We start from the raw sequence: 7,792 nt of genomic DNA, 5'->3' as shown, positions 1-7,792 counted from the left end.
CGTTTTTTCAGCAGCAAAAAAGGATTTCCACTCAGGTCGGGCTGCAATCATATTACTTTTCAAAATGTATGGTTTAATTATTATTAGTACTTATAAGCCACGAATGCACGAATTTTTTTTACTAATTATATTTGTGCATTCGTGGCAAAAAAATATGTATTAATAATTAGTTATAGTAGTTTAAATTAAATTTTTAATCTGCACAATCAGCGAGAATTATATGTATAGCGTTTAGATTATTAAAGCTTAAAATATTTTATTAAAATGAAATTCAAATCTCTGCACCCAATTTTATGGACTGAAAATTTAGATGAAACTATCAATTTTTATTTTCATATTCTAGAGTTTTAGTACAACAGATATATTCTGCAATTTGCTCAACCTGCGTCAGAAATTAGCAGAGCGGAATAAAATTTGCTATTTTTGGTGAAATTTTAGAAATAAAAAATGAAAAATAAGATAATTGTAGGTTTTGCAGCTTTACTTATGGTAATGTCTTGTAAAGACGACGAAAAAATATTGACTTCTCTGGCTGATTATAACGCATCAATGGAAACTACAGGTTATCATTTTGGCGACAAGCTAGATCTTCCCAAAGATGTTTTAGAAAATGCAGAAAGCATTACCATTAGTTTTGGCGAAAAAGAATCTACAAGCCTTACCGTTGACCCAAAATATTTTACATTAGGTGATAATGCGGTAACTTTTAATATTAAAACGAAAGGTGGCGAGACTTTATATCAGGATGCTACAATTAATGTTTACAGCAAAAGCCCTGAGCAAAATTTAAACTATGAGGTAGTTGCTGAGTATCCTCACGACCCGAATAACTTTACACAAGGTTTTCAGCTTGATGGTAATACAGTATATGAAAGTGAAGGACAATACGGTTCGTCAAGATTAATTACCTACAAACTTGGAGAAAATACTCCGATAAAAGAGACCAAACAACCTGATGATGTTTTTTCTGAAGGAAGTACCATTGCAGGAGATAAAGTATATCAGTTGACTTGGGAAAACAAAAAAGGATTTGTTTATGACAAAAGTACTTTAAGTCTGGTTTCAGAATTTGCTTATCCCGATATGATGGTAAAAGGTTGGGGTTTAACATATGACGGAAAAGATCTTATTGCTTCAGACGGAACCAAAAACCTTTACTTTTTAGATAAAAATGATCCTTCGAAAATGGTTAGATATATTTCTGTAGCAGGAAATACTTCAGTGTATGACCAATTAAACGAACTGGAATATTACAAAGGATTTATCTATGCAAATGTTTGGCACAAACCTATTATTTTAAAAATAAATCCTGCAAACGGAGAAGTGGTAGGTAAATTTGATTTTACAAAAATTGCTGATCCATTTACTAAAGCTGACAGCGAAAATGTATTAAACGGAATCGCTTTCAAAGGTGATAATATGTTGGTTACAGGAAAAAAATGGTCTAAGATTTATGAAGTTGCTATCAAATAGTTAAAATTGAAAGCAAGTTCAGATCGAATAAAATAAAGTATGTAAATTGGTAGCGTTCCTTTTGGAGCGCTATCTTTGTAAAAAAGTTTTTTTGAAATTAATATCTCTTTTTCTGGTATTTGTTTTCTGCTCGGTTTCTGCGCAGAAAGTACTTCCTTTTGATACGTTAAAGCTCAAGGAAACGAAAGATATGTTTACAGACGATTACGGAAATCTCTATCTATACCGAAACAAAGATTTTAGTTTTACCAAATACGATTCTTTGGGAAAACAGTTAGGAAAATTAATGTTTACTGTTCCGTTTAAAGTTCAGGAGATACAAAATCCTTTGAGTGTGACCCTTTTTTCTGAAAATGCTCAGGAAATGAGATTCGTAGATCAGAATCTTAATGATATCCAAAGGTTGGATTTTAAACAGAAATTCAGTTTTATAAAACACGCTTATGCAGAAGATTTGCAACAGATTTGGCTGTTGGATGAAAGTACGAAACGTCTTCTTCAGTATAATTTCAGAAATGAAACAACCATCAATTCTTTCACATTTGATGCGAGTTTTGATGATTTGATCGATCTTTTGGTTTTTGAAAATAAGGTTTATATTTTATCTAAAGATCAGTTCAGAGTATATAATTTGAAGTTCGAAAAACTCTTTGAAGCTCCGGTAGAAAATGCAAAACGTTTCCGCAGAGAAAATGAAGTGATCTTAATTATTGCTAAAAATACCATATTCAAATACAATCCTGAGAAAGGTTTAACCAAAATTTTTGATGATCCTGATGCGCAAATTGTTGATAAAAATTCGCTATCATATTTTGAAATAAAAGGGAACAAACTCTATCTTTACACCCTTGAAGATATCGCTGATATTAAAAAGCTTAAGGAAGCAGAAAAACAGAAAATAGAACTTCAAAGATCCATCGAAAAATTGGAGAAAGAAAAATCTGAAAAATCAGATATTCTTAAGGTGATGGATGAAATTCAGGATTTGGGCTTTTAGATTTAAACATTTCAAAATAAAGAGATTAATATGCATATTGCAGTTACAGGAAACATTGGAGCAGGAAAAACTACTTTAACGACGATGCTTGCCAAACATTATGGTTGGGATGCACAGTTTGAGGATGTGGATCACAATCCTTATCTGGAAGATTTTTACGCCGACATGAGCAAGTGGAGTTTTGCTCTGCAGATTTATTTTTTGGGAAGCAGATTTCGCCAGGTAAAAGAAATCAGAGAAAGTGGAAAAAATATTATTCAAGACCGTACAATCTATGAAGATGCTCATATTTTTGCAGAAAACCTTAATGATATGAAGCTTTTGTCAGATAGAGATTTCAAAAACTATGCGTCGCTTTTTGATCTGATGAAAACTTTTGTTTCGGCACCCGATTTGCTTATTTACCTTAAGTCTGATGTGCCTAATTTGGTAAAAAAAATCTATAAAAGAGGAAGAGAATATGAAGCCTCAATCAGTATAGAATATCTTTCTAAGCTGAATCAGAAATACGAAAAATGGATTTCAAATTATACAGAAGGTAAATTACTGATTATCGATGTCGATAATCTTGATTTTGTAGAAAAACCGGAAGATTTTGGATTTGTTTTAGAAAAAATAGATGCCGAACTTAACGGTTTGTTTTAAATAAATTAGCTTAAATTTTTATTATGATAATCAAGGTCTTACACAACGGGAACTGCTCAAAATCAAATGCCGTTTTAGAGTATTTAGACGAGAATGGAGTACAGTTTGAAATCATTAATATTGTAGAAGACCCGTTAAGCGTTTTAGAGCTGAAAACAGTTTTGAAAAAGCTAAATCAAAGTGTTTTTCATATCATCAGAAAAGAAGAGAAGTTATATCTTGAAAATTACGCAGGGAAAGATTATTCGGAAGAAGAATGGCTTCAGATTTTATCTGAAAACCCATCTCTAATACAAAGACCCATTCTAATTAAAGGCTCAGTCGCCATGTTGGGAAGACCTCTTGAAAATGTAAAATTTTTTATAGAAAAATAAATCTGAATTTAAAGACGACTTATATAAAAAACAGAAAGGTTAGTTTTAAAACTAACCTTTTTTATTTTCAATCCTGATTTTACAATAAAATTACATTCTCTATTATTGCAACTTCCTGATAAATACGAACCACCTGGTCTGCATCTAAAACAAAAGCATTGATATTGCATGCCGTATATTTTCCGTTTTTACTCTCGCGGTTGCCTAGTGTAAACTTTATACCGTCGAAAACTTTATAAATTTCCGTAAGCTTGGCCTCATCTGTCGGAATAATAAATTTAAACAGATAATCTTCCGGAAAATCATGATTATTCTCTAGTTTTTCCTTTAATGATTTATAAAATTCTTCAGGATTTTTATTTTCACTTCCTTGTAATATTTCCATTTTCTTGCTTAATTATATATAAATTTAACGAAAATTCAGTTACTTTCCAAATGGAGCAAGTAATGACGCTGAATTTTGCTTTTCGTGGTCTTCGATGATATTAAAAAGACCGTTTACGATTTGTTCTGAAGCCAACATGCTCAATCCACCTGCGTTGACATTGGTTTTATTTCCACCTAAAAGACTTCCTAAAAGATTGGTTCCCGATATTGCAGTATTGATGGTTTTTACAATGCCATATTTATTAAGTTCCTGCTCAACTCGTGGAGCAATTGCTGCAACAAGCTGCGTCTGGGTTTTTTCTTTCAAAATTAAAGTAGCTGTTCCTTTTTCGCCCTGAATAATTCTGGTTACATCTTGTGCGTTTAAGCTGTTAACAGCAGTTTCTAAAATAGGTTTAGAAATGCCTACCGTGTAAACTGCAGCTTCCGCAATGTATTCTCTTTCTTTTGCAACAATAGAAGGGGCGATTTTTTCTAAAGTACTGTTGATGTCTCTAAGCTCTTTTGGTAAAGCTTTGTCAACTAAATTGTTTTGAAGAAAAGCTTCTTTATTACCGTAAATATTGGCTCCTTTGTTGATTCCGCCTAATAAGACTTTTTTAATGACTGCTAATCCCAAATCGGTAGTAGCAAGCGTGGAGCATGAATTTAAGCTGGTTGTAATCACTACACCTGTTCCGAAGATGAATGCAGCAGCTATAATATATTTTTTCATTGTCAATTTTTATATCATTTTCAAATAACGCACCAAAGGTAAAGACAATTGTGTGTTTAACAAAAATTATTTGTTTCAGAAAAGAATAGTCTTTATGCAGAGAATTATGAGGTTATTTAATGCAAAAATCCTGATTGCTTAGATTTGAGACATTAATAGTCGTTTTTGGGAGAATTTCATCCAAAAAAGGGCTTTGCTTCAATGTGAAATATTCATTTATATCAAATTTTTTAATTGTGAAATTTATTAAAATTTAGATTTATTTAGCATATTTCGTAATTTAACTATCTTTTAATAAATTATTTAACTAAATTTAACATCAGTTGATATTTTTTATATTTTTGACCAAAGTCTACTTTTGAGAAAATAGAATCTGCTAAAAGCTGATTTTTCTTATTTGATTATACAAGATAAAATTAAACTATATGAAACAAACTAATTTAAAGTACTCTTGTCTTATTGCCGTTCTCTATTTTGGGATGAACGTCAACGGGCAGGTTGCTCCTAAAGACACTGTTGCGAAAGAACAGAAAATAGAGGAGGTTGTACTCATAGGATATGGTACACAAAAAAAAGAAAACATTACAGGAAGTATTGGTTTGGTTACCGCTAAAGATTTAGCAGATAAACCCAATGCAAACCCACTTAGTTCTGTTCAAGGTAAATTGGCTGGGGTAAATATTACCAATATTGGTACTCCGGGAGGTTCTCCAAGAGTAGACATTAGAGGAGTAGGTTCTTTAACTGGAAATACTGTATTTATTGTAGATGGAATGATTACTACAGATATTTCTTATCTAAATCCTCAAGATATTGAATCGATGAGTGTTTTGAAAGATCCATCGAGTTTAGCTATTTTTGGAGCTCAGGCTGCCAATGGTGCTGTAATTATTAAGATTGGAATTAAAAAGGTAACTAACATTCCTAAGATGGTAAATACTGATCAATATATCGAGTTATATAACGAAAAGTTGATTAATGACAATGGCTCTAGTGCTGGTTCTATTTCTAGAGCCGATTTTCCGACAGATACAGATTGGTTTAAAGAAATTTTCCGTACAAGCATCATCAATGCTAATGATTTTTCAGCAACCGGAAGTTTAGGAAAACTTAATTATTATGGTAGTGTTGGTTATCTTCAGGATCAGGGTAATCTAGATGCTGGACAAGGAATCAATTCAGGCAGCGGTTTTAATAGATTTAATACTAAGTTAAATCTTAGTTATAAAATAACGGATAACATTACAATCGGAAATAATTTTAGTTTCTCTAAAATGCGTACTGATGTAGCGCAGAATCCTTTATTGGATGCATATAATGCCCCTCCAATATTTTCTGTTATGAATCCTGGTACTGGAGATTATCAATTTTTCAACGGGTATTCGATACCGAATCCTAGAGCTAAATTAGATATGTATCGCTCACAAGTAAGACAGGAAAGATTGCTAAATAATATATATGGAGAATTGAAGTTTTTGAAAGATTTTAATTTCAGAATTAGCTATTCTACAGATAATTATAGCCCAAGTCAATACGAATATACACCAACTCTTACATATGCTCCTGTAGCAAGCCAAGAGCAATCAACATTGGTGACTAGAAACTATAGAAACAGAAATTATGTTTGGGATAATACTATCAATTGGAAAAAAAGTTTTGGTAATCATAATTTTGATGTGTTAGCTGGTTTTTCAAGAACAAGAACTACAATATCCCAAGATTATTGGTCTTCAAGAGGAGTGCAGTATGATGGAACTAACGGGTCTTTAAATGTTGCAAATGGAACAGGGCAATTATATGTAAGTGGTATAGATAGAGATGATTTAGCTGTAGATCAAGATCAACAAAGAATCGAATCATTTTTTGGAAGATTAAATTATGATTATAAAGGAAAGTATTTGGTAAATGCTTCCATTCGTAGAGATGCAAGCTCACAAATTAATGTTGATAGAGCAAGGGTTTTTCCTGCAATAAGTGCTGGTTGGGTAATATCTAAAGAAGATTTTATGAGTCAGCAAAATGTTTTTAATCTTTTAAAATTAAGAGCAAGTTATGGTGAGCTAGGAAATCCTAATGTTGGTAGAGGATTCAATGAGAATATATCAATTATCGGTGGTGGTGCATATTTTGGTAATTCGGGTTATCCTGCAGCAACTATTGACCAATTTGTAGACACAAACATTGGTTGGGAAACTACTGTAGGGAAAGATATTGGTTTAGAAATGGCATTATTTAATAATAAGCTTAAAATTGATGCGGCTTATTTTGATAAAGATTCTAAAAATATTGTTTATGATGTTGTGCAAGGAACAGTATCTGGAGCAGGTAACTGGGATAGATTTAAAACGAATGCTTATTCTTTTAATAACAGAGGTTTTGAGGTTTCAGTTAATTATAATACTAAGTTAAGTGAGAATGTTAGTTTTGGAGTGTATGGTAATTTCACTTCTCTTAAAAATAAAATCACATCAGTTTATGGCGATTCATATTTAGAAACTGGTGCTAGTTTATTCGGAAATAGAATCGTACGATTGCAGAATGGTCAGTCTGTAGGGGCATACTATGGATATGATGTTGCTGGTGTTTTCCAAACTGATGCAGAAGCAGCTGCTTCAGGACAAGCAGGAGCAAAGGCTGGATGGTTTAAATTTACAGACCAAGATGGTAATGGGGTTATTGATTCAAGAGATAAAACATTCTTAGGAAGTCCTATTCCTAAAGGAACTTACGGTTTTGGAGTTAACTTTAATATCTACGCTTTTGATATCGCTGTTGATTTCCAAGGTGTATTTGGTAATAAGATCTATAACTACAATCGTGAAAGACGTTTTGGAAACGAAACTTGGGATTTAGATATGTATGAAAACAGATGGCAAGGTGCAGGTACTTCTAACACCAATTCGATGATCACATCTAACCAATTAATTATTGCACCAAACAGCTTCTATGTAGAAGATGGTAGCTATATCAGAATTAGAAATATTCAGGTGGGTTATAATTTGCCTAAATCTTTAGCAAGTGCTTTATCTGTAACAAAACTAAGATTGTATCTAAGTGCACAGAACCCTTGGACAAGTTTCAAATATAACGGATTCTCTCCCGAAATTAACAATACAGACAGAGTACAAATGGGAATTGATAATAATATCTATCCAATTTCAGCAATTTATACAATGGGTATGAACTTAACATTTTAATTAA

The 7,792-nt window shown here is 32.2% G+C and carries 7 protein-coding genes; 5 read left to right on the top strand and 2 right to left on the bottom strand.

Annotated features, from left to right (window positions below; all coding sequences use genetic code 11):
* Window positions 1-447 precede the first annotated feature (447 nt).
* From AB671_RS21040 to AB671_RS21025, 4 genes are all read left to right on the top strand, one after another.
* Window positions 448-1,473 (top strand): glutaminyl-peptide cyclotransferase, encoded by a 1,026-nt coding sequence (locus AB671_RS21040; RefSeq protein WP_066679466.1) that lies wholly within the window; start codon window positions 448-450, stop codon window positions 1,471-1,473.
* A 91-nt stretch (window positions 1,474-1,564) separates the two neighbouring features.
* Complete coding sequence (locus AB671_RS21035) at window positions 1,565-2,470, top strand: hypothetical protein (protein ID WP_082987384.1); 906 nt, start codon at window positions 1,565-1,567, stop codon at window positions 2,468-2,470.
* Window positions 2,471-2,500: 30 nt separating this feature from the next.
* Complete coding sequence (locus AB671_RS21030) at window positions 2,501-3,115, top strand: deoxynucleoside kinase (protein WP_066679467.1); 615 nt, start codon at window positions 2,501-2,503, stop codon at window positions 3,113-3,115.
* Between the two features lie 23 nt (window positions 3,116-3,138).
* The gene (locus AB671_RS21025) at window positions 3,139-3,489 is read left to right on the top strand and encodes an ArsC/Spx/MgsR family protein (RefSeq protein WP_066679468.1); all 351 of its coding nucleotides are present in this window, start codon (window positions 3,139-3,141) and stop codon (window positions 3,487-3,489) included.
* A 79-nt stretch (window positions 3,490-3,568) separates the two neighbouring features.
* Here AB671_RS21025 and AB671_RS21020 read toward each other — a convergent pair whose 3' ends face one another.
* Together AB671_RS21020 and AB671_RS21015 are read right to left on the bottom strand one after the other, a co-directional pair.
* Window positions 3,569-3,874, bottom strand: coding sequence for a DUF493 family protein (locus AB671_RS21020; protein ID WP_066679469.1), 306 nt, complete (start codon window positions 3,872-3,874; stop codon window positions 3,569-3,571).
* 39 nt (window positions 3,875-3,913) lie between these two features.
* A complete protein-coding gene (locus tag AB671_RS21015; RefSeq protein WP_066679470.1) occupies window positions 3,914-4,591 on the bottom strand; it encodes a DUF4197 family protein in 678 nt (225 codons plus the stop codon).
* A 425-nt stretch (window positions 4,592-5,016) separates the two neighbouring features.
* Between AB671_RS21015 and AB671_RS21010 the strand changes: the two genes are divergently transcribed.
* Window positions 5,017-7,788, top strand: a complete 2,772-nt coding sequence (locus tag AB671_RS21010) for a SusC/RagA family TonB-linked outer membrane protein (RefSeq protein WP_066679471.1) — start codon at window positions 5,017-5,019, stop codon at window positions 7,786-7,788.
* Window positions 7,789-7,792: the final 4 nt, after the last annotated feature.

Source organism: Chryseobacterium sp. BGARF1 (assembly GCF_001677955.1).
In the GTDB taxonomy this organism is placed as follows: Bacteria; Bacteroidota; Bacteroidia; order Flavobacteriales; family Weeksellaceae; genus Chryseobacterium.
This window is presented reverse-complemented; position numbering and strand designations above follow the sequence as displayed.